This is a genomic window from Aliiglaciecola sp. M165 (assembly GCF_007197995.1).
Taxonomy (GTDB): domain Bacteria; phylum Pseudomonadota; class Gammaproteobacteria; order Enterobacterales; family Alteromonadaceae; genus Aliiglaciecola.
In genome coordinates this window covers 216,047-239,082 of the sequence record NZ_VKKH01000002.1, presented here as the reverse complement: position 1 = coordinate 239,082, position 23,036 = coordinate 216,047, and the positions used below count along the sequence as shown (strand labels likewise).

Annotated in this window: 21 protein-coding genes; 15 read left to right on the top strand and 6 right to left on the bottom strand. The window is 42.8% G+C overall.

The window, feature by feature from the left end; genetic code table 11:
• Positions 1 to 4 precede the first annotated feature (4 nt).
• Entirely contained in the window at positions 5 to 871 is an 867-nt protein-coding gene (locus FM019_RS03315; protein WP_143834480.1) for a mechanosensitive ion channel family protein, read from the bottom strand.
• A 196-nt stretch (positions 872 to 1,067) separates the two neighbouring features.
• A complete protein-coding gene (locus FM019_RS03310; protein ID WP_143834479.1) occupies positions 1,068 to 1,895 on the bottom strand; it encodes a mechanosensitive ion channel family protein in 828 nt (275 codons plus the stop codon).
• Positions 1,896 to 1,990: 95 nt separating this feature from the next.
• Here FM019_RS03310 and rimK point away from each other — a divergent pair, with 95 nt between their 5' ends.
• From rimK to FM019_RS03240, 14 genes are all read left to right on the top strand, one after another.
• The gene (gene rimK, locus FM019_RS03305) at positions 1,991 to 2,896 is read left to right on the top strand and encodes a 30S ribosomal protein S6--L-glutamate ligase (RefSeq protein WP_143834478.1); all 906 of its coding nucleotides are present in this window, start codon (positions 1,991 to 1,993) and stop codon (positions 2,894 to 2,896) included.
• Complete coding sequence (locus FM019_RS03300; RefSeq protein WP_143834477.1) at positions 2,896 to 3,933, top strand: succinylglutamate desuccinylase/aspartoacylase family protein; 1,038 nt, start codon at positions 2,896 to 2,898, stop codon at positions 3,931 to 3,933. The genes rimK and FM019_RS03300 overlap by 1 nt, the downstream gene beginning before the upstream one ends.
• Positions 3,934 to 3,938: 5 nt before the next feature.
• Positions 3,939 to 4,382, top strand: coding sequence for an ATP-dependent zinc protease (locus FM019_RS03295; RefSeq protein ID WP_143834476.1), 444 nt, complete (start codon positions 3,939 to 3,941; stop codon positions 4,380 to 4,382).
• 8 nt (positions 4,383 to 4,390) lie between these two features.
• Positions 4,391 to 5,086 (top strand): methylamine utilization protein, encoded by a 696-nt coding sequence (locus FM019_RS03290; protein WP_143834475.1) that lies wholly within the window; start codon positions 4,391 to 4,393, stop codon positions 5,084 to 5,086.
• Positions 5,087 to 5,173: 87 nt separating this feature from the next.
• On the top strand, positions 5,174 to 7,414 hold the full coding sequence (locus FM019_RS03285) for an EAL domain-containing protein (RefSeq protein WP_260681537.1): 2,241 nt from the start codon (positions 5,174 to 5,176) through the stop codon (positions 7,412 to 7,414).
• The gene (locus FM019_RS03280) at positions 7,411 to 8,256 is read left to right on the top strand and encodes a DUF3034 family protein (protein WP_143834473.1); all 846 of its coding nucleotides are present in this window, start codon (positions 7,411 to 7,413) and stop codon (positions 8,254 to 8,256) included. The genes FM019_RS03285 and FM019_RS03280 overlap by 4 nt, the downstream gene beginning before the upstream one ends.
• Positions 8,257 to 8,261: 5 nt before the next feature.
• A complete protein-coding gene (locus FM019_RS03275) occupies positions 8,262 to 8,681 on the top strand; it encodes a group 1 truncated hemoglobin (RefSeq protein ID WP_185969170.1) in 420 nt (139 codons plus the stop codon).
• 391 nt (positions 8,682 to 9,072) lie between these two features.
• On the top strand, positions 9,073 to 9,756 hold the full coding sequence (locus FM019_RS03270; protein ID WP_143834472.1) for a spondin domain-containing protein: 684 nt from the start codon (positions 9,073 to 9,075) through the stop codon (positions 9,754 to 9,756).
• A 12-nt stretch (positions 9,757 to 9,768) separates the two neighbouring features.
• The gene (locus FM019_RS03265; protein ID WP_143834471.1) at positions 9,769 to 10,494 is read left to right on the top strand and encodes a spondin domain-containing protein; all 726 of its coding nucleotides are present in this window, start codon (positions 9,769 to 9,771) and stop codon (positions 10,492 to 10,494) included.
• 88 nt (positions 10,495 to 10,582) lie between these two features.
• Positions 10,583 to 11,305, top strand: coding sequence for a response regulator transcription factor (locus FM019_RS03260; protein ID WP_143834470.1), 723 nt, complete (start codon positions 10,583 to 10,585; stop codon positions 11,303 to 11,305).
• A gap of 192 nt (positions 11,306 to 11,497) precedes the next feature.
• On the top strand, positions 11,498 to 11,686 hold the full coding sequence (locus FM019_RS03255; RefSeq protein WP_185969169.1) for a DUF2065 domain-containing protein: 189 nt from the start codon (positions 11,498 to 11,500) through the stop codon (positions 11,684 to 11,686).
• A 415-nt stretch (positions 11,687 to 12,101) separates the two neighbouring features.
• The gene (locus FM019_RS03250; protein WP_143834469.1) at positions 12,102 to 13,400 is read left to right on the top strand and encodes an adenylosuccinate synthase; all 1,299 of its coding nucleotides are present in this window, start codon (positions 12,102 to 12,104) and stop codon (positions 13,398 to 13,400) included.
• Positions 13,401 to 13,546: 146 nt separating this feature from the next.
• Complete coding sequence (locus FM019_RS03245) at positions 13,547 to 14,956, top strand: aldehyde dehydrogenase family protein (RefSeq protein WP_143834468.1); 1,410 nt, start codon at positions 13,547 to 13,549, stop codon at positions 14,954 to 14,956.
• Entirely contained in the window at positions 14,956 to 15,384 is a 429-nt protein-coding gene (locus FM019_RS03240) for a VOC family protein (protein ID WP_143834467.1), read from the top strand. The genes FM019_RS03245 and FM019_RS03240 overlap by 1 nt, the downstream gene beginning before the upstream one ends.
• Before the next feature lie 639 nt (positions 15,385 to 16,023).
• Here the strand turns inward: FM019_RS03240 and FM019_RS03235 are convergent.
• The 3 genes from FM019_RS03235 to FM019_RS03225 form a co-directional block, all read right to left on the bottom strand.
• Positions 16,024 to 20,115, bottom strand: coding sequence for a hybrid sensor histidine kinase/response regulator transcription factor (locus FM019_RS03235; protein ID WP_143834466.1), 4,092 nt, complete (start codon positions 20,113 to 20,115; stop codon positions 16,024 to 16,026).
• Between the two features lie 120 nt (positions 20,116 to 20,235).
• Entirely contained in the window at positions 20,236 to 20,439 is a 204-nt protein-coding gene (locus FM019_RS03230) for a helix-turn-helix transcriptional regulator (protein WP_143834465.1), read from the bottom strand.
• Complete coding sequence (locus tag FM019_RS03225; protein WP_143834464.1) at positions 20,436 to 20,858, bottom strand: hypothetical protein; 423 nt, start codon at positions 20,856 to 20,858, stop codon at positions 20,436 to 20,438. Before FM019_RS03225 ends, FM019_RS03230 begins: the two co-directional genes overlap by 4 nt.
• Positions 20,859 to 21,117: 259 nt before the next feature.
• Here FM019_RS03225 and FM019_RS03220 point away from each other — a divergent pair, with 259 nt between their 5' ends.
• Complete coding sequence (locus FM019_RS03220; RefSeq protein ID WP_260681536.1) at positions 21,118 to 21,798, top strand: lipase family protein; 681 nt, start codon at positions 21,118 to 21,120, stop codon at positions 21,796 to 21,798.
• Between the two features lie 61 nt (positions 21,799 to 21,859).
• On the opposite strand, the gene fadA is transcribed toward FM019_RS03220, so the two are convergent.
• The gene (gene fadA, locus FM019_RS03215) at positions 21,860 to 23,023 is read right to left on the bottom strand and encodes an acetyl-CoA C-acyltransferase FadA (RefSeq protein WP_143834462.1); all 1,164 of its coding nucleotides are present in this window, start codon (positions 23,021 to 23,023) and stop codon (positions 21,860 to 21,862) included.
• Positions 23,024 to 23,036 lie beyond the last annotated feature (13 nt).

Here is a 23,036-nt window from a genome sequence, read left to right as displayed (position 1 = left end):
CAATTTACCCATTTGGCGCTTTGCGGTTAAGTGTAATCGCGCCATCAATATGTACATCGCGCTGTGGGAAGGCGATCACTACACTATCTTGGGCGAATAATTCGTCAACTCTAAAACGGATATTGCTGCGTATTTTACGCAGATCTCGTTCAATGGTGGCGTTAATCCAGAAAAAAACCTCGAACATCAGAGCATTGTCGCCAAAATCGTCAAATACTACTAAAGGATCGGGGTCGGGCAACACCTCCTCTTGTTCTTTAACTGCTTGGTAAATCAGCTCGGCAACCTTTTTACAATCAGAGCCATAGGCGACACCAACTCGCACTGATGTGCGGGTTAGACGGTCTACCAACGTCCAATTGACCACTGTGTTCTCTAATAGCTTGCTATTGGGAATTAGCATATGCACGCCATCTACCCGCCGGATCCGGGTGGAGCGAGTATTGATGGCTTCAACCCGACCTCTGGCCCCATCAACCTCGAGAAAATCCCCAATACGTATAGGTCGCTCCCACATCAAAATCCAGCCACTAATAAAGTTATTGATGATGTTTTGCGCGCCAAAGCCAAAACCAATCGCAATTGCACCAGAAAGAAACGCGAAAGCGGTAATCGGCACACTAAGAAAGTCAAGGGTAGTAATGATGAGAACGACTAAACCAAGAATGTATAAGACGCGCTTTATCAGATGCACAACATCTGGATTGGTACCTTGCGAAATAAGTTTGGTGGTTACAATATTCGCAAGTTTGCGGATCAGCCATATCCCAAAAAGAACAATGATCGGAACATAAACTAATTCACCATACGTGAACGCTTGGCCAGCAATAGAGAACGCGTCCGAATTTAAAAACGTCCACAAAGATTCCATATTCAATCCCAGTTAAAAGTTACAACAGGCGTAAGCTCTTTTGTTTGCAATATAATACCAATCCACACAAAGAAGTGATCAGTCAAAAACCGCTGGGCGCATTCTGACTGATCACTTCTTTGTGTGGATTGGTATAATAACTTACTTGAAGATTAAAACGGTTGTTTTTCATAAAAGGTTTTACTTCGTATTTACTCTAATCGACGCGGGAAGGTTTATTGAACTCCGTGAACCACAGTTCCATAAAAGCCGCCATAATGCTCTGCTCAATTTCAATGGCGCGTTCCGTTGGACAAAAAATTGTGCATTTAATTACGGTGTGACCAATTTCACTGGTTGTTACTTCAATATGAGGTTCCGGCCCAGAAATTTTCACGTCCAACCTACGTTCTATGATCTGATTGTAACGGGTTGCGACGTCATAAAAGTCGGCACAATGCTCTTTTGCCGTTTGCCTAAGCTTTTCTATAATCAGATACGGATTGACGTCTTCATCTCGAGTAATACTGAAGTGATGAGTAACGTAGCGCTTAAGAAAATTAAGATTTTTAATTGGACTGTTTATTAATTTATTGTTAGGTAAAAACAAGGTTTTTCCCGTGTACTCGTAGCGGGAAATATCGACCTCCAAAAGTGTTGTTTTAATCCAGTCTGTCGCCGATACTTCGCCTGCAAAGCCATCCACTTGAATCCAGTCTCCTATTCTAAAAGGTCGACTCGACATCAAATAAAAAAATCCAATAATGCATTGTATGAATTCTCTGGTGGCCAGCACGATTGCTACAGCAAAAGCGGCAATAGATAACGCAAAATTTTGTATTTCGTTTATCCAGATGCTTAGCAGAAGCACGATCAATATAAAATTCAGCAAATTTTTTACATTGCTAACTAAGTAACGTTTGTCCTGCCTTTTCTTTTTAGCTCGTGACCGGATTAACGTTACCAGCAAGTATTTGAACGAGATAATCAACGTCGAAATCGAAAGGGTCGCGATCAAGCGATGTTGATAGATCAGTTCGATCATAGTCTTGGCCTTAGCAATATTTTATATGGATTCAGATTGTAGTTTTCTTTTTGCGGAGCAATACTGTCATTCAACATAGGATATTTAAGAACATCATGCGTATAGCTATATTGTCAAGAAACCCCAATTTATATTCAACAAAACGTCTGGTAGAGGCCGGAATGGCGAGAGGGCATACCGTCGATGTTGTCGATACCATGCATTGTTACATGGACATTACAAGCAGTCGACCCTCTGTACGCTACAAAGGTAAAGCGCTTCCTAAATATGACGCAGTGATCCCGCGTATTGGAGCGTCGGTTACATTTTATGGCACTTCAGTTGTCAGGCAATTTGAAATGACCGGGACTTTTTCCATTAATGAGTCTGTTGCCATCAGTCGCTCTCGTGACAAATTGCGCTCTTTGCAGCTTTTGTCGAGAAAAGGGATTGGTATGCCAAGGACAGGTTTTGCAAACCATCCTGACAGAATAGACGACTTGATTAAAAATGTTGGCGGGGCACCCGTTGTCATTAAATTGTTGGAGGGGACACAGGGGATAGGTGTGGTATTAGCTGATACTCAAAAAGCCGCTGAGGCAATTATTGAAGCCTTTATGGGGTTGAATGCCAGCATACTAGTGCAGGAATTTATTGAAGAGGCTGGTGGTGCGGATATTCGTTGTCTAGTTGTTGGAGGCAAAGTTATTGCTGCAATGAAACGACAAGCCGCAGAGGGAGAGTTCAGGTCTAATCTGCATCGCGGTGGCGTAGCAAAAATTGTAAGACTCTCTCCGCAAGAACGAAAAACAGCCGTCGATGCAGCAAAAACCATGGGGCTGAATATGTGTGGTGTTGATTTGTTACGCTCAAAAAATGGCCCGATGGTAATGGAAGTTAATTCGTCTCCTGGGCTGGAAGGAATCGAAACTGCAACAGGAAAGGACGTCGCGGGCATGATATTCGAATTTATTGAGAAAAATGCTAAGCCGAATCGAACGCGTACCAAGGGTAAAGGCTAATGGAAGAATTAATTATCGCAGGCGAAAGTATTAAACCTGGTGAGACCAAACGCTTAGAAATTGCCATGCCTCCGCTGTACACAGACACGCACATGTCAATTCCTGTGCATGTGCAAAGAGGTAAACGGCCTGGCCCTACGCTATTTGTAAGTGCAGCCATTCACGGAGATGAGTTAAACGGGATAGAGATAGTCGGGCGCTTACTCAATAGCAAATCTATTAAAAACTTGCGCGGAACCTTGATTGCGGTGCCTATGGTTAACGTTTATGGTGTGCTCAATCAAAGTCGTTATCTTCCCGATCGCAGAGACCTAAATCGTAGCTTCCCAGGCAGCAAAAAAGGGTCGCTAGCAGGTAGGTTGGCGCATTCTTTTTTAAACGAAATCGTTGCCAAATGTGATGTCGGAATTGATTTGCACACAGGTGCAATTCACCGCAGTAATTTGCCACAATTGCGCGCCAATCTAAACGATGAACAAACTCTTTCATTGTGTAAAGCGTTTGGATTACCCGTGATCTTAAACTCGGACATTCGCGATGGTTCGTTACGCCAGGCTGCAGCGGACTTGGGTGTAAAAGTTATTTTATACGAAGCGGGTCAGGCACTGCGTTATGACGAATTTTCAATTCGCGCTGGCCTCAAAGGCATCATTAACGTCATGCGCGAAGTCGGTATGTTGAACAAGCGAAATAGCAAAAAGGGGCATGCCATCGAACCATTTATTGCCAATCAAAGTGGTTGGATCCGCGCCCACGAGAGCGGCTTTGTGCATCATCAAGCGCAATTGGGTGATCATGTAATGAAAGGCGATGTGTTGGCCACTATTTCAGACCCCTATGGAACGGAGCTGGGCAAAGTCCTTTGCCCAGCGGAAAGTGTGGTGATCGGCAAACAAAATATTCCTCTTGCACAAGAAGGTGAGGCAATGTACCACCTTGCTTATTTTAAGACGCCTAATTCAGTCGCGGAGCATGTTGAATTGCTTCAAGACAATCTGGTTTCGGAAGAAAACAACGCCACTGTAAAACCTGAGTAAATTCGATGATTAAATTTGAGGATAAACCGGTTGTGGGAGCTTTGGAGCTTTGCGATTTGCCGGACTTGGAGATTGAGAACTTAAACATACGCGTAGACACCGGAGCCACTACCTCTTCGTTGCATGTAGACAACATAGAAGAATATGAAAAAGATGGGGCTGCCTGGGTGAGTTTTGACATTCATCCAGATATACACGATGTTTCTGAAATTGTCCGTCGTGACGCCAAAGTCGAAGCGGTAAAAAAAGTAAAAAGCTCGACTGCAACTCGTGAGCGTCGTTATGTTATTAAAACGCCAATAAGTATAGCGGGCATGACTTGGGACATTCACATAACCTTAACCGACCGATCAGAGATGACTTATTTAATGTTACTTGGCCGTGAAGCTATGAATGGCAAATTTGTTGTTGATCCAGAACATGAGTACCTATTGGGTAAAGGCAACTAGGAGAAGTTTTGAGATATCCCGTAGTGCGTCGTTATTTTATTGTAAAGAATGTCTTTGGTTTGCAATATTTAGTGCGAAAGCTTGTAAGTTCTTTGCTGATATTGTTCTTGTGCTGCCCAGCGTTCGCACAATCACTAACTGTTGTCGATCAACATGGTAAACCTGTTGAAAACGCTGTTGTCAGCTTTCCAATGTCGAACGATGCTTTACCCAAGAGCAAGGGAATTGCCATCATGGATCAGGTCAATAAACAGTTTCTTCCAAGGGTACTCGTTGTTGACAAAGGACAGTATGTCTCGTTTCCAAATAGTGACGACATTCGCCACCATGTTTATAGCTTTTCTAGCATCAAGCCCTTTGAAATAAAACTCTATAAAGGATCAGATGAGCCCCCGGTTCTCTATGATAAAGCCGGTATTGGTGTATTGGGATGCAACATTCATGATGGTATGGTGGGTTATATTTACGTTACGGACAATGAAATCGCAAAAGTGACTAATGCGTCAGGGCAAATTATGTTTGATGAGACATTGCCGAAGACCATTCAAATTTGGCATGAAGACCTGTCTTTTGAACAAACCAAAAGGGTTTCGGTGCCAGTAAGCTGGGTTGATAGTGAAGCTGTGGTGACCGTAGAGTTAGTTCGTCGTGTCGAGGCTAAGAGTCGGTCCTTTGGCTCGCGAAAATTTGGCAGTAAAGGTTAAAAATTGTCGGTACGCACATTAAATAAAAATATTTTTTGGCTAACAACGAGCCTGATTTTACTTTGCTCTTCCGTAATCATTTTGAACGTGTGGACGTCAACCACCAACCATGCGAAAAAGCAACTAGAACAAACCTTAAGGATTGCACAGTCGGTATTTATTCAAGTATTGGCTTCCCGAGAGGCCGAGCTGTTTAACTCAGCAGAAGTTCTCACGGCTGACTTTGGGTTTAAAGCGGCAATAGGCAGTCAAGACGCACCGACGATTGACAGCGCGTTGTTAAACCAGTCAGACCGTATCGACGCAGATTTAATGATCTTGCTTGCCCCAGATGGCTTGGTTTTAAATTCTACAACAGAAGATTTATCACCAGCACAATCCTTTCCCCATCAAGCCTTGATCGAGCGAACTTTGCTTGAGGGAGGAGCAAGTGAGATTATCTTGTTGAACGGTAAGCTTTATCAAACAATATTAGTCGCCGTTGACGTGCCCGGTGCACCGACTATTGCTGTCATTGGCTTCGAAATGAACAGAGACTTGCTTGAGCGCAGTAAAAATATCACGCTTCTCGATACCACTGTAAAAGCGTCTGTCGGCAACCAACTTGTTTTTTCCGCATCGTCCTTGAATCCCCTGGAACAGCAAAATGCAATCGACCTAAATGAAGACGTTTCGTGGTTACAATTGTCACTTTTTACTCAAAAAGGATTTATTTCTCGGTCATTTTTATTAAACAAATATGGCGAAGAAGTCGTTGAGGTTGTGCTTTTCGAAGACATCAATTCGATTCTGGGCGACTTTAACCAACTACAAATAAAAATTACTTTGATTGCATTTTTAAGTGTCATTTTATCTATTTTAGTAGGTGCTGTTTTTTCAAAAAATCTAGCTGACCCTTTGAAAAAACTGGCAGCCATTGCCAATACAATCAGCCGTGGTAGTTATGATAAGGAAATCGTCGTGAAGTCCAAAACGACTGAGGTCAAGGAGCTTGCTGAATCCTTCGAATCTATGCACAACAATGTGCAGGAAAGGGAAAAACGCATCCGTTATCAAGCTCGTCATGATCTACTGACCGACTTACAAAATCGCTATCGTATTAGTGAGCTTATTGACGAACGGTTTTCGCAAAATCATCGTTTTCAGGCGGTGGGCGCCAATATTCTCGGATTTCGAGGCGTTAATGATGTTTTTGGTTATGGCAATGGCGACCTGTGTTTAATTGAAGTGGCTAAACGTTTTAAAACGTTAGGTGGAGAAGCCGCTCGCCTCAACGGCGGGGAATTTATATGGCTACCCAAAGAACCAGTTTCACTTTCTACATTACGGGATATTCAAACAGAGCTTGAGCGCCCAATTCATGTCGATGACGTGGTGATGAATATTAAAATTAGTCTAGCTGTCTTAAACTGCCCCCAAGATTGCAGCGATACCGAAAGCCTATTAAAACGGTTAAATATTTGTTTGGATGAAGCGCGCCAAACTCGAGGAAGGTTGGCTAAATATCAACAAGAATTTGAGGCCAGGTATACGAGACGGCTATCAATCATATCTGAACTCAAGAAAGCCCTGGTTGAGAACAACGGAGAGTTAAGCTTGGCGTATCAACCCAAGCTTGACTTGGAAATCGGTGATATTTCGCATGTAGAAGCATTAATTCGTTGGCACAGCAGTAAACTGGGTTTTGTTCCTCCCGATGAATTTATTTTGATTGCAGAACAAGCCGGGCTTATTGGAAGTGTCACCGATTACGTCATTCGCAACACCATATTTGATGCCAAACGTCTTCAAGATAATGGGTTAGATATATGTATAGCGATAAATTTGTCAGCTAAAGATATATTGAATGAAAATTTGTTGTCGATTATCAACAAATATTTGGTTGATATTGGTGTCAATGCCGCTCAGCTGTCATTTGAAATTACAGAGAGTGATCTTGTCTCGGATCCACAAAAAGCTGTGGAAGTATTGCAAAAATTCAGAGATGCAAAGTTTACACTGGCTATTGATGACTTTGGCACCGGTTATTCATCTTTGGCTTATCTTAAATCCTTACCGGTTTCGCACCTTAAGATTGACAAGAGTTTTGTATTAGCTTTGGATAGCAATGATAGTGATCAGCAAATTGTTAAAACTATCATAGATTTGGCGCATAATTTTGATTTAGGTATTATCGCCGAAGGGGTAGAGAATCAATCGGCGTTAATGATGCTCAAAACTTGGAAGTGTGACTATGTGCAAGGTTATCATGTTGCGCGTCCAATGCCGTTGGATAAGCTTTTGCCGTGGTGCAAAGAAAACAAAGATAAAAATTGGTTTGAAATATGAGACAAATTAAATGTGTCATCAGCCTGGTCACGTTTTTGCTTTTGTCATTTGACCTGTTTGCTGCCGAAGGAAAATTAATAGGTACCGCTGGCCTGATGCAAGTAGAGGGCAGTGGTGGCGGTGGTATTGTTCCTTGGGCAACACTTGCAGGGTATGACAGTCAAGATCAAACCTCATTTTCAGTTGCGACAACTCAAGTAGATGTTGATGATTACCGGTTAAACGTTTTAGCTGGGGCATTTTCTTTATATGACAGGGTTGAACTTAGCATTGCTCACCAGCGATTTGATTTAAAAAGTTTAGGGGGAGAGATAAAGCAGAATGTTGTCGGAGCAAAATTCAAGCTTTATGGAGATGTAGTTTTCTCTCAATTACCTCAGATTAGTCTGGGAATTCAACACAAAAAACTCGAAGATGGCACGATTGCTAGTGCATTAGGAGCAGGATCAAGCTCAAGTGGCACTGATTTTTATATCGCTGCAACTAAGGTACATCTTGGTGCTATTGCCGGTTTCAATGCCGTTTGGAATCTCACTGCAAGAGCCACAAAGGCCAACGAGTTAGGTTTATTAGGATTTGGAGGTCCAGTTCAGCAAGATTATGAGCTTATGCTTGAAGCGAGTTTTGGAATACTTTTATCAAGACATCTCGCTGTTGGCGCTGAGTACAGACAAAAACCTGATAACTTAGGATTGGGTGAAGATGATTGGATGGACTTTTTCATTAGCTATATACCAAGTAAGAACTTTAATTTTACTCTTGCTTACGCAAATCTGGGATCTATTGCCGGAGCGCCCGATCAATCAGGTTTATATCTATCGGTTAACGGCCAATTGTGGTGAAAATCATGTTTAGGACTTTTTTCGTGTTTATGGCAACTACCTTGTTTATCAGTGGTTGCGCAACTCAGCAACAATCTCTTTATGAGGAATTAGGAGGGGCTGAAAAAGTCAATCAAATTGTTGAAAATTTCGTGATTCAAATTGAAACAGATCCGACCATTCTGCCCTATTTCGAAGGTTCTGATATAGACAGATTTGTTGAGAAATTGAGTGAACAAATTTGTGCACTGACGGGAGGAGGATGTGTTTATTCGGGTGACACAATGGAACACGTTCATGCTGGAATGAATATTACTGAGGCTGATTTTAATCGCACGGTTGATTTGCTTATTCGTGCAATGGATGCCGCTGACATACCTCATAGATCTCAAAATAAATTACTCAAAGTTCTTGCTCCTACTAGAAAAGAAATGTTGTATCGGTAAATGGTTCAATTCTATTCACCATATTGGTGCCTGTTTATCTTAACCCCAATTCTGGATAAGAAATGTCGGAACTGCTTAGTTTTTAAAGCTTTATCAATGACATAGAAGCTATTGTCATTTATATATTGGTTTTCAATAGGTAAGTGCCGTGATTTATTCCCTTATAGAGGCGAGAATTATGTTGTCTAGTCGCTCTAAACGCATAATGAACAACGAAGACAGGGGGATAAATAGCGGTGCTTATCCGGGATTGGGGTTATCTTAATAGATTGATAAATTCGTCTATCTTCTGTGATACTTTTGAGACATTTACCTCGCAAACTTAACCTCGCTGTCTAACTTCTTCAGATTTAACTGAAGGTCACAACAAATATTCCAAGCGAGGAACAAAATGAAAAAACTATCTAAAATCGTCTCGGCAAGTGTGTTAGCTGCCGCTTCTGGCCAGGCTTCTGCTGCAGATCTGACAATTGAAATTCAGAATCTTACTCAAGGCATTTATTTCACGCCTCTTCTCGTTGCAGCGCACGTTCCTGATGCGAGTTTATTTGGTGTGGGTGAGGCCGCTTCAGCTGAAATTGAAGCAATGGCCGAGGGCGGTGCGTTGGATGGATTGATAACCATAGGGACTTCCATTAACGCAAACGCGGTTGCTAACCCCGCTGGTGGGCTACTTGCACCTTCGGCTTCTACAACCGCGATGCTTACAAATGATGATACCAATACGGTGTTATCGATTGTCGGCATGATACTGCCTTCAAACGATGGATTTGTGGGACTCGATAATTGGACTATCCCTACCGAAGCAGGCACTTATACTATTTATCTTAATGCCTATGATGCTGGTACAGAAGCTAATGATGAGTTGCGTACGAGCATGCCAGTTCCTCCGCCATTAGATCCAGTGTTGGGGGCAGGTGGTTCAGGTGTGACAACTACTGAAACTAATGCGACCGTGCATATTCACCGCGGTAATATTGGTGATGCAGATGCCGCGGCGGGTACAAGTGACATGGTAAACAGCGTACATCGTTGGTTGAACCCTGTGGCGAAAGTAACAGTAACCGTAAACTAGGAGACTGTTAGCATGCTTAAATCAAATTTAAAACCTTTGCACCTAGCAACAATAAGTGCTCTGACTTTGTTGTTAACTGCCTGTGGCAGCGACAACAATGATCTTCCTACTCCACCAACCCCGCCGCCACCTCCACCTCCAGTGGATGTGAGTTATGAAGTGACGGTTACAAATCTAACTAATGCTCAACCTTTGTCACCCGTTGCGGTGATCCTTCATCAACAAGGTAACTTGTGGATGATTGGTGAATCAGCATCGGTTGAATTGGAAACCATGGCAGAAGGCGGCGACAACTCAGCACTTCTTGGTTTGTCTGTTGTTGAAGCGTCCGCTTCTGGAGCGGCGCCAATAGGCCCAGGTGCTAGCGAGACGATTAGTGTGACCATTCAGGACGTTACAAACGCTCGTTTGTCTGTCGCAACGATGTTGGTGAATACAAATGACGCCTTTACCGGTCTTAATGCTTGGGATCTCGGTCAACTAGAAGTTGGAGACACCTGGTCAACCCGCGCTAGGGCTTATGATTCGGGTACCGAACAAAATTCTGAAGCAGCTGGCACCATACCAGGGCCTGCTGATGGTGGAACAGGATTCGCTATGGCTAGGGATGATGTGGACTTTGTGGCTGCGCATCCAGGTGTGGTAACGTCTTCGGATAATTTACCCACTTCGATATTGGATTCTCAACATAAGTTTGACAACCCAGTGATCAGTATTAGCGTTACTCGCACAGAGTAACGGGCAGACTGACATGGGCCGGTTCAGAGACAATCCTTATATGGGACTGCAAACTTTGAACCGGCAATTTTGGTTTTGAGGCAAGAAAATGACAGAAAAAGTACTCGTAGTTGAAGATGATTTAGACATTGCACAGCTGATTCGTGTGAATTTGTCTGAATTAGGTATCGACATCACCCATTGTGATGACGGTGAACAAGCCATGCAGTTGGCGTTGGAAAATGACTACTCATTAATGATCTTGGACGTCATGCTTCCTCATGTCAGTGGCTTAGATATTTGCCGACAAGTGAGAGATAAAAAGCCCCAGCAGGCAATTATTATGTTAACGGCAAAAAACTCTGAGACAGACCGTGTACTCGGGTTGGAGCTTGGAGCTGATGATTACATGACCAAACCATTCAGTGTCCGAGAACTCCAAGCTAGAGTGCGATCACAACTGCGTAAAGTGGAAATACTTAAGCAGGCCATTCAATCTAAACCTGAAGAGAGTGAAAAGCCGCTGACCATTGGTTCCTTAGTGATCAATCAAAAAAATCACAACGTTATTTTTGAGAACAATACGCTAGATTTAACGGCAACTGAATTCGAGTTGTTGCTGCATTTGGCCAGCCACCCTAATCAGGTATTTAGCCGCAGTCAATTATTGGAATCTGTTTGGGGCTATCACCATAGTGGCTACGAACACACAGTAAACTCACACATTAATCGGCTGCGCGCCAAAATTGAGCACGACGCTACGTCTCCCAGTATTGTTCAGACGGTTTGGGGTGTTGGTTACAAATTCAATCCAGCTGGTGTTTCTGGGTGAAGTTAAAGCAAGTCAGTTTTCTTAAAACGCTTAATAATTAAACGTTTAAGCATGAGAATTATATTAACCGCTGTTTTAATGCGTTTTTGTTCTTTTTCACAGGCAGATAAAGAATTTATTTTGCCTCGAGATCCGTCATACTCTGTCGCTAATTCGTAACATTGTTTCTTATTTGCGCAGAGGAATGGAAGGGTGAGTGGAGCACTACTGATTGCATTTGCTATCGTTTTGGTCATAGAAGGTTTGGGGCCAATGCTTTTTCCGAAGCGATGGAAAAATTATATTCTGCAAATTTCATCGCAGCCCACTGAGCAATTGCGCACCATCGGCGGTGTGATGGTGACGATTGGTCTAGTATCGTTAATATTTCTGGTTAATTAACCCCAATCCCGGATAAGCAACGCCTGTAAGCATCGCTATTTATCCCCCTATCTTCGTTGTTCATTATGCGTTTAGAGCGACTAGACAACATAATTCTCGCCTTGATAAGGGAATAAATCACGGCACTTACCTATTAATAACCAATATCAAAATGACGATAGCTTCTATATCATTGATAAAGCTTTAAAAACTAAGCTATATCGACATTTCTTATCCAGAATTGGGGTTAATTAACTTTGTGCAAAACTAGCGCAGAATAATTACCCTTATGTTATAAAACGACGTTTTCGAAACGGTGAGTCTCTCCAAAAAAACGCAAATATCTTCAAAAGTGTAAAATCCGTTCAAAAAACGGATGATCTAGACAACATATTTTTGATAGAATCCCCGCCTAATTTTCTGACAGTTTTCTTTCATGGCTAAAAATGTAGTAGTACTCGGAACCCAATGGGGTGACGAGGGAAAAGGTAAGGTCGTTGACCTTCTCACAGACCAAGCAACCTATGTTGTTCGTTATCAAGGCGGCCACAATGCAGGTCATACACTGGTAATTGACGGCGAAAAAACCGTACTTCATCTCATTCCTTCAGGCATTCTTCGCGACAACGTTACCTGTGTTATTGGTAACGGTGTGGTATTGAGTCCAGAAGCACTTATCAAAGAAATGAAAATGCTCGAAGAGCGTGGTGTGCCAGTTAAAGAACGTCTGGTTATCAGCGAAGCTTGCCCGCTAATTTTGCCTTACCATATCGCACTAGATGTCGCACGCGAAGAAGCGAGAGGCGCGAAGGCAATAGGTACGACTGGACGTGGTATTGGTCCAGCGTATGAAGACAAAGTTTCCCGTCGTGGTTTGCGTGTGGGCGACCTGTTCAATGCTGAAGACTTTGCCGTCAAGCTGAAAGAAATTCTTGAATATCACAATTTTGTGTTAACTAATTACTATAAAGCTGCGCCCGTAGATTTTGACAAGGTGTTGAAAGAAGCCCTTGCGGTGGCAGACATGCTTAAAGCCATGGTAGTTGATGTGACTGACGAGCTGGATCAAGCCCGTAAGCGCGGTGACGCAATAATGTTTGAAGGTGCTCAGGGTACACTTTTGGATATTGATCATGGTACTTATCCTTATGTCACCTCGTCTAATACCACCGTTGGTGGAGTCGCAACAGGTGCAGGATTCGGTCCACTTAATTTAGATTATGTATTGGGTATTGTAAAAGCTTACACGACCCGCGTTGGCTCAGGTCCATTCCCGACAGAGTTGGAATGTGAAGTGGGTCAACACTTGGGTGTTAAAGGACACGAGTTTGGTGCAACAACGGGCCGCAAACGCCGCACAGGTTGGTTTGACGCCGTTGCTATGAAGCGCGCCGTTCAGATCAACTCTATCACCGGATTCTGCCTAACGAAGTTAGACGTGCTCGACGGTTTGAAAGAATTGCGCATTTGCACCGGATATAAGCACCAAGACGGCACAGTGAAAGATGTTCCACCTATGGCGGCCGATGGTTACGATTTAGTCGAGCCTGTGTATGAGTCGATGCCAGGGTGGAGTGACACAACATTTGGTGTAACAACCTTTGATGGACTTCCTCAAGCGGCAAAAAACTATATCAAGCGTTTGGAAGAACTTACTGGTGTGCCTATTGATATTATTTCTACTGGGCCAGACCGCAACGAAACTATCGTGCTGCGTCACCCATTTGATGCCTGATAAGCTCAAAAAATGAATGAAAGCCGCGCGTCATTGTGCGGCTTTTTTTTGCGCGTTTTGCCCCCATATCTGTCAAAACAGACAGAAGTGGCTGGATACAGCCAACCTGTGTAATAATACAGGTAGTACCAGTTTGAGAGGTGTTTATGAGCGTTGTCAGTATACCCGTTTCCGAATCACAAACAGCATCACCAATTGCCGTCATTGTTAATGACTTAAGAGATTCTTTTTCAACCGGTTATACCAAAGACTATGGTTGGCGGGTTGAGCAGCTAAAAAAGATCATTCAAATGACCGAGGAGCAGCAGGATAAGATCATTGCTGCGTTAAAAGCCGATTTGGGAAAATGCAAATCAGAGTCTTGGACATCCGAAATTGGGTTTATTATTGGCGATGCCAAACACACACTAAAGTACCTGAAAAAATGGATGAAGCCACGTAAGGTTTCAACACCTGTCGCAGCACAACCAGGTAAAAGCTATCAGCTCCCCGAGCCTCTAGGTACAGCTTTGATCATTGGCGCCTGGAATTATCCCTTTCAACTTGTTTTTGCTCCTCTTATTGCCGCGGTGGCTGCGGGAAATTGTGCCGTATTAAAACCCTCTGAGTTAGCACCTGAAGTTTCTAAACTTATTGCTGACATTGTTCCGCAATATTTAGACAGCAATGCAATTGCCGTGGTCGAAGGTGCGGTGGATGAAACAACAGAATTATTAAATCAGCAGTTTGATCATATTTTTTATACCGGTGGCGAGGTTGTGGGCAAAATTGTTATGCGTGCCGCATCTGAGCATTTGACTCCTGTCACCCTTGAACTCGGTGGAAAAAGCCCCTGTATCGTTGAGAACAGTGCGGACATTGACGTAACCGCCGCAAGGATAGTGTGGAGCAAATGGATGAATGCCGGTCAAACCTGTGTCGCTCCGGATTACATCTTGGTTGAAAAATCAATGTCGAGTGAATTGATTGCCGCCATTCAAGCCAAGCTTAAGACATTCTATGGTGAAAATATTCAGGCTAATCCGGATTATGGGCGAATTATTAATGGCCGACATTTCGATCGGTTAGTGAGTTACCTTGAAGATCAAAACGTGATTGTCGGTGGAGAAAAAGATAAAGAGAGTCGCTTCCTGTCACCGACTATTGTTTTAGACCCAGATTTGCAAAGCCCGCTTATGCAGCAGGAAATTTTTGGTCCGATTTTGCCCGTCATCACTTTGGATTCCATCAAAGAAGCGATTCCTTTTGTGAATAAACGACCCAAACCACTTGCTCTTTATGTGTATACCAATGATTCAAATTATGAAGAGAAGGTTCTTACCCAAACGTCCGCTGGAAACACCTGTGTTAACGATGGGTTTATGTTTATGGTCAACCCAGATTTGCCCTTTGGCGGGGTAGGTAACAGTGGAATGGGTAACTATCACGGAAAGTTCGGCTTTGATACCTTCAGCCATCTCAAAACGGTAATGAAACGAAGTTTCAAATTTGATGTAAGTCTTCGTTATCCGCCCTTTAGCACCATGAAATTGGCGATCCTGAAGAAGCTTCTATAATGAATTCCAGTGCGCTTCGTCCATTTCATCTAGCCATTCCGGTTACTTGTTTAAAAGAGGCCGAAGCTTTTTATGGCGGCTTACTGGGTTGTGAAAAAGGGCGCCAGTCTGATCACTGGATCGATTGGGACTTTTTTGGCCATCAGTTGGTAACGCACTTGGTGGCAAATATGCCCAATCAGCCAGAGCCCAATGACGTCGACAACAAAGCGGTACCTGTGCCACATTTTGGTGTGGTATTGAGTATGTCAGATTGGCAGGCCTTGTCAGAAAGGCTGCAGGCCAATCATACCAACTTTATCATCGACCCCTATGTGCGTTTTGCCGGCCAACCTGGCGAACAGGCGACTCTGTTTTTCCTTGATCCCAGTGGCAATGCGCTAGAATTCAAAGCTTTTAAAGATCTAGAGCAATTGTTTGCGAAATAGGTTGTAGATTGTTTAGTCCAAGTTATTTAATGTCCCATTTTTATAAATCGATGTCCCGATTTTAATAACTCAGCCTCTGCTACCCGCAGTTTTAATGGCCTTTGTAGCATGTTGTCTCAATTTTAAAAAAAACCGTCTCATTTTTAGTAACCACTGTTCGGTCTTTTCTCACATACTTGTCACCAGCTGAACACAGCGGTTTTAACAAAGGTAAGCATATGAAGACTTTTTCAAGTTCAATGCATAAAACCGATTTGATGTGGCATGGGCAAGGACGCATTTAACTCAGCCAAAGGATACGGAGACTTCAAGGAAAAGACAGAGGTCAGGGAATTGAAAAGGCACTTTAGAGGAAACAGACAGATTTCAGTTATAAGTTGTATGAAATGCTGTTTGAATTAAGGAAAACCACTGGAGAGTATCCAGCGAAAAGCTGAAAGGAAGCTAATTGCAAAATCAATCGAATATTCTTTGCTCAATGGAAGAGTAGATTACGCTGACACGTTGTTCGATTGAGATAGCAAAAGGATGTAGTTGTATCACGGATGATAGTCTAATTGCCCTTCAGAGTTTAGCTTTGAAGGGCAGCTAGATATTTAACCCCAATCTTGGAAAAGCAATGTCGGAATTGCTTAGTTTTTAGTGCTCAATAAACGCACTGGGTGTTACGCCAAATTCTGCTTTGAAGCAGGTGCTAAAATAAGATTGGGAAGAAAACCCTACCTGATAAGACACATCTCCAACCGCAATACCTTTTGATAAGAGTTTTTTGGCTTTCTCTAAACGATATTTGCGCAAATAATCGGTGAAGTTGTAGTCGATCAATGCCGAGAGTTTGCGATTTAATTGCCGTTCGCTAACAAACAACTTTTGTGCCGCCAACGCCCGACTAAAATCATCATCTTGATAATGCTCTTCAACAACTTGAACAAAGTTGTCATAGAATACCCTGTCTCGTTCATTATCAAATTCGACATTGATTTTCTGCGTGTCCTTGCCTTCTTCGTTCGTTGCTAGGACCAAGGCATCTAAAGCGTTGCGCCCGAATCTTCGTTGGATCATTTTACGGATTGATAGCAAGCGGGTAACACGAATTTGTAGCTCTTCTGTTGAAAAAGGCTTGCTCATGTAATCATCCACATTCAGTTTCAAGCCTTGAATGCGGCTTTGATCATCACCTTTGGCGGTCAGCATCACCACCGGGATATGTGCAGTAATATCGTTTTCACGAATCGCTGCAACCAGTTCGTGACCGTTGAGCTTTGGCATCATCAAATCGGTAATAATTAAGTCTGGCAACATCTCAGTGGCAATTTCCAGCCCTTTAGCACCATCTGGAGCGACTAAACACTGGCCTACTGATGCAAGACATTCAACGATAAATTCGCGCATTTCTGGGTTATCCTCTACAACGAGAATTGTATTTTCTGCTGTTGAGTCTTCCGGAATTTCTGTGGGATTAAATTTCGCATCGGTTAACGGTGAAAATTGGTAGAGAATAGGCGTAGAGATGCCATCGGATAGCGTATTGGCTGCGGTCAAACTTGCAGGGAGTTTAAGTGTAAACTGCGTGCCATGTCCTATTTCACTGGCAACGGCAATACCGCCATTATTTGCTTCAACCAATTCCTTCACATAGGCTAACCCTAGCCCCGAACCGACAATATTGTCATCGTTTTCCACTCTCACAAATCGCTCGAATATTCTGGGCAACAATTCAGAACTAATGCCAGGCCCATTGTCGATGACATTAATCTCAACCTGCTGATTTTTAATTTTGCATGTAATGTCGATATTGGCGCCAAATGGACAATATTTAACGGCATTGGAAATAAGGTTCGACAAGATTTTTTCAAACGAATCTTTGATCAGCTCCATTGATGCATCACCTTTTACATCGAGGGTGAGGGTTTGAGAGCGCAAGTCGACCAGAGGTTTAAAGGATTCCACAATTTCTTGCAGAGATTTTCTTGCATCATAAGACTTGTATTGGATTTCTTGATCGGTCTCGAGCTTGGCCAGTTCCAGTATCTGATCGACCATTCGATTCAGTCGTTTAGCATTGCGATAAATTAACTCCATCATGCGTCCAGATTTGGGATCTTTGATTTCTGTAGCCAGTTTTTGTAAAGGTGAAATGATCAGAGTCAATGGCGTACGGAATTCATGGGAGACATTGGCAAAGAGGGTTTTTTGTTGTTCTAGCAAACCACGAATTTGTTGATTGCTTTTGTTTAATGCTTCGGTTTGTCGTTGCAACTCGGTTGTGCGTTCATAAACGGCCTTTTCTAATGTTACATTGACTTTCTGCAACTGTCGGGTACGGAAGGTTAAGATCCAGGCAAGAAGTGTAATGGATAAAATTAGATAAATTGTATACGCCCACCAGGTTTTCCATAACGGTGGTAAAATAGTCATGGGAACCGTTAAGCCCTCACGATTCCAAACCCCATCATTGTTAGAGCCTTGCACCCTAAACTGGTAATTGCCTGCAGGTACATTAGTGTAGGTCGCACGATTATCATTCCCCGCTTCAATCCAGTTCTCGTCAAAACCTTCCAACTTGTAGCGGTATTGGTTTTTCTCAGGTGCAGTAAAATCCATGGCGGCATATTCAAAAGCGAAGAAATAGTCTTTGTGGTTTAGTTGGATGGCGCCATTTGCATTTTCAACGTCAGATAATGGTGTTGTTTGATTGAGTCTTAAGAAGTTTGTCAGTTGAATCGGCGGGATGTAGTTGTTCTTTTTGAGGTCTTCAGGGTAAAACGCGTTAAATCCATTAACACCGCCAAAATAGAGTCTACCCGTCGGATCAATATACGATGAATTATGCTGAAATTCTGTCCCTTGCAACCCATGTTCTTTTCCAAATATATCGAGCACCTCACCATTTTGGGATAATTTCGATATCCCGTTCGCCGTGCTTACCCAAATAACTCCACTTTGATCTTCTTGCAGGTCATATATTGAATCGCTACTCAAACCTGTACTTGTATTGATATGTTTAAATTTAAAATTTTTGTTGCGTTTTTCCTCCTCATTCAAATAGTTAAGCCCCGAGCCAAACGTTCCGATCCAAAGATTGCCGCGGCTATCTATTTTCGTAAAGGAGGTTTTGTTTCCACTGAGTGAATCTTTATCTTCATCACTGTGAATGAAATTGGTGACTTGCATCGATTCTATGTCAACCCGGTCTGCGCCTTTTTGATAGTGTGCAACCCACATGATGCCGCTTGAATCTAAAGCAATACCTACTGGGAATTTGGAGGTAAGAACTTGAGAGTCACCTGAAATACCTGAAATTAAGTGAAAAGAATCATTATGCGAATCATAAACGCTTATTCCGGCAAACATAGATCCTATAAGTAATTGATTGTTTTCGTTTAAAACTAGTTTTGCCACTGCATTAGAAAAAAGGCCCGTTTGCTTTGTGAAAAGTCTTGATGATTTGTTAATTGGGTCATGTAAACAAAGACCATCTTGTTGTGTGCCAATCCATAGCCTATTTTGATTTTCAAAAAGCAAAGCGGTGAGAAAAGGCGTATCATTCTCAAAGCAATTCAAGCCCTCCAAGGCAGTTAATTGATCTGTTTCAATACTGTATTTGTAAAGCTTGTGCCTTGATGCAACATAAATACTCGATTCGTTTGCATAAGCTATAGCATTTATAACCTCGAAGTCACGAATGTCATGATCTATATTGACAGTCAACAACCCCTCGTAGCTCAAATTACGCTTGTAAAGACCATCATTGGAACCATACCAAAGCGTGTTGTCAGCAGTTTTTGCCAGTGTTGATACATAACGTATCAGCCTCAAGTTTTTTTGCCTGATGAGTTTGATATCCTCTAAATTTCCGCTGGTAGAAAAAAACAATTGGTATTCAAACTCTGTCCCATTCGCAACCACCAATAAACGATTGTCACCCAGGTAATACATATCAGGCGCATCTTTGCTTTCCAATAGCACTGTTAATTCGCTCTCGCCTTCTTGCTGATAAGCTATATGCCCTGCGAATCTCGAGAATAGGACGTTTTTTACTAAAATTTGTTTATTTGTACCGATCGATAGAGGTTCTGAATTGCCAATAACTCGTATACTGTGATTTTGAAGCAGCCCAGTCTTTTTATCGTATTTAGCGAGTTTATCTCTTCGTGTGCCTACCCATAAAGTTTCTTCGGTTCCATCCTCAATCGACAAAATCTCTGGTGTCGTCTCAAAACCATCATGCTCCTTTAAGGAAAAATCATCTTCATCTGGAAGGTATTCAAATAGGCCATGTGTAGTACCAACCCAAAACGTAAATTCTTTATCAAGGAATAGGGTTTTTGGGTAACCAGTAGTTCCTTTAGCTTTGAACAATTTATTACTGGAAAAGATTTTGAATTTATCGGTTTTGAAATCATATTTGCCCAAGCTTGCATTCGTTGCAATCCAAACATTTCCCATTTTGTCTTCTGCAATGTCAAAAATCCATTTTCCTGGTAAGCGCTTGTTAGGGTTTTCATTTGTCGAATAATCTTCGAAATTGACACCATCATATTTGAATACTCCATCTTGCGTGCCGATCCAAAAAAAACCGCGGCTATCTTGAAACAATGATTCTATATATTGAGAGCCAGGAGTCTTTACGTGATGAAGTTGGCTCGCTTGCAGTGATTGGATGAGGCTATTCGACAATAGTAAAACGAAGATTATGATGTTTCCAACGAAACGGTAAATTGAATTCATTAAATTTGTTTATTCTTGATATATTTATCTGAAGGCCCAGATTACACAGTGAAAAACAAAATACAACGGCTTTCGTAGCCAAAAAAGAGGCATAGGCCTCTCTTTTACTCGCTTAAGTATTCACCCCTCTTCATACTCATCATCAAATATCTCTTCAATGGGCATGGCAAACAACCGTGCGGCTTTGAAGGCCAGGGGTAAACTAGGGTCGAATTTACCTTTTTCGATGGCGTTGATGGTTTGACGACTGACGTCTAGGGCTTCGGCTAGATCAGCTTGGGTCCAGTCCCGTTCAGCGCGCAATACTTTTAAACGATTTTTCATGCATATCTCCGGTATCCGAAGAAAATCGCGATACCATAGCTGATACCCATGACAAACAAGATGTTTGAAGGGTTCGGTTCGTGCTCAAATAGCTTGACCGCCTCAACCAGTCCGTACAGGGCGCCAAAGACCATGCTTACACCTAAAGAAATCGCCATAGCGTTAAACTGTATTTTGCGCTGCATTTCATCCATATCTTCCAAGTGATTTTTGTTAGCGATGATCATTTTGTATCCCATGATCAGGTTGACTGTGACGGCTATCAAGGTAAAGGTTGAGCCGAAGTCCCATATAAACTTTGGACCAAACGCAACAATGGCGAGGCTGAACACCCAGCCAAAGGTCCAAATCATCAATTGTTTTGATGAACGTTTCATCCGCTGGGCCAGTTTTTCAGGTTTTGTTGACATTGCATTCATTTGTCTATCTCCTTTGATAAAAAGTAAATAATACTTTACTTAATGTGAAGGTTAAGCGACAAAATATTCAATGTCAAGTCTGTTTTACATAAAGTTTGGTTTACTAGATATTTTCTCTTGGGTAGTTGAGTTTGAATCATTGCGTTACCCAGGGTTCCTAAATCCCGTAGCACTAAAGTTCTATGTTGATTTCATTGGTTGTCTACTAAACCTATTCAGAACCTATCATCGAGAGAAAAATAAAATGAAAAAACGTTCAATGCTCTGTTTAATCGCGTGTGTACTTGTGTCGTACAATACATTTGCAAACGTTTGTCGAGATGTCGTTGTACTTGTACATGGGAATACAGCATCACCAAGTAGTTGGAATAACACTTATAACCTTTTACTGAGCAATGGCTATTCAAGTTCTGAGATCTACCGGCCTAATTGGGGATCGAAATCCTGTGCGGCGTGCAACAACCACAATGGCAGCGAAGAAACGCCTGTCAGACAGGCAATTGTTAGCGCATTAGCCAACTCATGTACGGGTAAAATAGACGTCATCGGTCACTCAATGGGGGCAACCTTGGCTGCACAGCAAATTTCTAAATTGGGTGTCGCTTCTAGTGTCGATACTTTTGTAGGCATCGCTGGTGCTTTTCGTGGTTTGTGGACTTGTGGTGCGTACCCATTTAACGTATGGAGTTCGACTTGTGGGTATTATGGGCTGTCCATTCAAAGTCCATTTCTGGATAGTCTATTTGGCGAACCTTTGGGAGACAAAGTCTACTCAATAAAGAGCAACATTGATCAAGTGGTCTGTGCAACAGGAGTCTGCTCTGTTGGTGGTGTTCACAGCAGTCGCATTTGGAATGAGTCAGCGAGCTATACTTATACATTAGGTCATTTTGGTCTGCAGAGCGATACTGCAACTCAACAATACAATTTAATCAATTAAACAAAAAAAGACGCGCTATTGCGCGTCTTATTAAAATGCTTTTGTGAATGAGTGCGAGAAACTACACGCGCTCAAATACCGTAGCGATCCCCTGACCCAAACCAATACACATGGTGGCTAAGCCAATAGACTTGTCATTCGCTTCCATCAAATTAAGCAAGGTCGTAGAGATACGTGCACCTGAACAACCTAATGGATGTCCAAGGGCAATGGCACCACCGTTTAAGTTCACTTTATCTTCATAGCTATCAATCCAGCCAAGTTGTTTGATACAAGACAATGCTTGCGCGGCAAAGGCTTCGTTAAACTCTGCCAATTCAATATCGTCCATGGTCATGCCCGCACGCTGCAAGGCTTTTTTGGTTGCCGGAACTGGGCCAAAGCCCATAATTGCTGCGTCACACCCTGCTACGGCCATAGAGCGGATTTTCGCTCTCGGCGTCAAGCCTAGTGCTTTTGCACGCTCTGCAGACATTAATAACATAGCAGCAGCACCGTCAGATATCGCAGACGATGTTCCCGCGGTGACGGTGCCATTGACCGGATCAAATACCGGACGCAAAGCGGCCATGGTTTCAACGGTTGAATCAGGGCGGATCACTTCGTCAGCATCAATTAACTTAAGTACACCCTTAGCATCATGGCCTTCAACAGGCACGATTTCGTTATTCCAACGACCGTCAAGGTGCGCTTGATGAGCTTTTTGATGTGAGCGTGCGCCAAAGGCGTCTTGCATCTCACGGGTAATACCGTTTTGACGACCAAGCAATTCTGCTGTCATGCCCATGTTGCCTGATGCCTTGGCTGTGTACTTGGCCAAGCCAGGGTGGAAATCCAAGTTGAAGTTCATGGGTACATGGCCCATGTGCTCAACACCACCGATCATGTACACATCACCTTGTCCGAGCATGATGCCTTTGGCCGCATCGTGCAGCGCTTGCATGGACGAGCCACATAAGCGATTGACGGTTACTGCTGCTGTGGTGCGCGGAATGCTGGTTAGCAATTGTGCGTTGCGAGCAACGTTGAAACCTTGTTCTTTGGTTTGTTGTACACAACCCCAGATAATGTCTTCGATTTCAGCGGGATCAACGTTTGGATTACGTTCAAGCAACTTGCTCATCAAATGTGCTGAAAGGGTTTCAGCTCTGACGTTGCGGAATACACCGCCTTTTGAACGACCCATTGGGGTACGAATGCAATCAATAACGACTACGTCTTTCATGTTTATTCTCCTT